Genomic DNA, 2138 nt, shown 5'->3' on the forward strand with positions numbered 1-2138 from the left:
TTCCATCGATGCTCCATATCGGCAAAATGCCCGCTCATTATAGGCGTTTTGCCATGCCGCGACAACCCGCGTCCAGCAACCTTACAAATGCGGGTTGCTGTCGACACGAAGTTGCCACTCCGCCGAGATAATTGGCTCGTAGCGGAGGGTGAGATTTTGCGAAACGGGGCTGACTCGGACGGGTGGTGTCCTGCGGATACCCAACAGGCAAGACCCGGCCACTTTCGGTCGTTCGACAGCCTCCCTTATATTGTCGACAATCGTTGACATTGATGTAACAGGTTGATGGCTCCACGGGCGCGAACCCGGATGAACGACCGATAATGACCGGGTGTCCACGCCAACTGAGGGCGCACACATGGCCTTGTCCTCTGAACTCGAAGCGCAGATCCTGCGTTACTACCACGTCGAGAAGTGGCGCGCAGGCACCATCGGCCGCCAATTGCATATCCACCGTGGCACGGTCCAGCGCGTACTCGCGCAAGCTGGGCTACCTAGGATCGGTGCATTGCAGCGGCCTTCGCAGATCGATGCCTACCTGCCATTCATCCACCAAACGCTGACGAGGTTCCCAACACTCGCCGCCAGTCGTCTCTATGCGATGGTGTGCGAACGAGGTTATCGGGGTAGTTCGCATCACTTCCGTTATCTAATCGCATGTCAGCGTCCGCGATTCGATCCGTTCGAGTGGATGCTTGCGGTGCTTCAGAAGAAGATCGCCGTGGAAGACCTGAAATACCAAATGGATGACCTTCCTGGTTTAGAAGTTCTTCTCAATCGGCTTTACTCTGGAAAGCTATCAGATAGAAATAAGTCACTCGCGATCATTGCATGGCGACGCGGCCTAACAGCGCGCACAATCAGTGCCTTCCTCGGAATATCCAGTAACACGTATAACGCGTACAAGCGAACCTTTGCTGAAGGTGGGAGCCCGGCGCTGTTTTCGCGAAAGCCGTCCCATAGAAAAAGTGATGACGAGACACTGAAGAACGCGATTTTCAAGGTGCTTCATGAGCCGCCGAGCAACTACGGCATTAACCGTACCACCTGGACGATGCCGCTGCTGAGGAAGGTTCTGGGCGAGAATGGTAACGCCGCATGCCCCGAGGTTATCAGAGCAATCACACGGGCTGCGGGGTATCGTTGGCGCAAAGCGCGCATTGTGCTGACGTCCGCTGACCCTGCCTATTCAGAAAAACTCGATCGCATTCACTCGATCCTAGCCAGTCTGCAATCGGACGAAGCTTTCTTCTCCATCGACGAATATGGCCCCTTCGCTGTAAAGATGTGCAGCGGACGCAAACTGGCCTTTCCTGGCGAACAACCGGTTGTCCCACAATGGCAAAAATCGCGCGGTAGCCTAATCGTGACCGCAGCGCTCGAACTTTCTAGCAACCAGGTTACTCACTTCTACAGCGACCACAAGAACACCGATGAAATGATCAGGATGATGAAAGTTTTGATTGCCGAGTACGCCGATCGCCGAAAAATTTATCTCTCCTGGGACGCGGCATCTTGGCACGTCGCCAAACGGTTGAACCAAAATATTCAAGAACATAATGCCGCTGTCGCCAACAGCAGAGCAGTTGTTGTAGAAACCGCTCCATTACCGGCCGGTGCACAGTTCCTCAACGTCATTGAGTCGGTCTTCAGCGGCATGTCTCGTGCGATCATTCAGAATAGTGATTATCCGTCGCTTGATGATGCCAAAAAATCCATCGATCGGTACTTTGATGAACGAAATTTTCAATTTCGGAAGCATCCCCGACGAGCGGGTAGAAAAATATGGGGCAAAGAGCGCGAGCCAGCCACGTTTTCAGATTCGGGCAACTGTAAAGACCCGCGCTATCGATGAGTTGCGCTGAAAAAGAGTCGTCGGGGCCATATGATGGAATAAAGTAATAACGCGGGCATTGGCGCCAGCTGACCCACATGCCGACCGTGGGTGCGCCAATCTGCTCGCGATCACAAACGTATCAGATGGGGCGCGAAGCGCCGCTCACGAACGTCCGCTGTCGAGAAAGTTGAACGGCGGCTGTGGGTCGGGTGCGCCCCGTCGCCACGAGCCGCAAGCCGCCAAGGCTGGGACGTGCAATGACCTGGCAGTAGACGGGGGTGCTGGCGTTGCCTGATGCTCC

The 2138-nt window shown here is 54.9% G+C and carries 1 protein-coding gene; it reads left to right on the top strand.

Annotated features, from left to right (window positions below; genetic code table 11):
* The first annotated feature begins 358 nt into the window (after window positions 1-358).
* The gene (locus AWB81_RS42325; RefSeq protein WP_200822642.1) at window positions 359-1855 is read left to right on the top strand and encodes an IS630 family transposase; all 1497 of its coding nucleotides are present in this window, start codon (window positions 359-361) and stop codon (window positions 1853-1855) included.
* Window positions 1856-2138 lie beyond the last annotated feature (283 nt).

The sequence above is a fragment of the Caballeronia arationis genome (assembly GCF_001544975.2).
Taxonomy (GTDB): domain Bacteria; phylum Pseudomonadota; class Gammaproteobacteria; order Burkholderiales; family Burkholderiaceae; genus Caballeronia; species Caballeronia arationis.